The 391-nt window shown below is 60.6% G+C and carries 1 protein-coding gene; it reads right to left on the bottom strand.

What is annotated here, in order from left to right:
• Window positions 1–391 (bottom strand): tetratricopeptide repeat protein (locus EN851_RS34380; RefSeq protein ID WP_245520891.1); only part of this gene is annotated, 391 nt, incomplete at both ends.

Below are 391 nucleotides of genomic sequence, written 5' to 3' on the forward strand. Positions count from 1 at the left end.
GCATCAAGAGGTCAACGGCCTCTTCGTACCTTCCCAGTTGAAACAAGGCCAAAGCCTGGAAGTGCAGAAGCACATCCGGGAAGTATGGATTCAAGCTCTTCCCCCGGGCGAAACTTTCCAGGGCCTCTTCGGATCTGCCCGAATAGTGCAGCGCCTCGCCGAGAATGACGTACCCTTCGGCGAAGTTCGGATTGAGGACTATCGCGCGCTCGGCCTCGCTGATGGCCTCATCGTGCCGTCGTGTGTACAGCTTGACGATACCCAGCGCCCAGTGCGCCCAGGGATCGCTGCCATCCAGCGCTACCGCCTGTGTTGCGGCCTGTTCCGCTTGCGCCATCGATTCCGGCGGCGACGCACTCCACCGGTTCAAGTAATCGAGTGCGTGCGTGAG

The organism is Mesorhizobium sp. M8A.F.Ca.ET.208.01.1.1, assembly GCF_004791315.1.
In the GTDB taxonomy this organism is placed as follows: domain Bacteria; phylum Pseudomonadota; class Alphaproteobacteria; order Rhizobiales; family Rhizobiaceae; genus Mesorhizobium.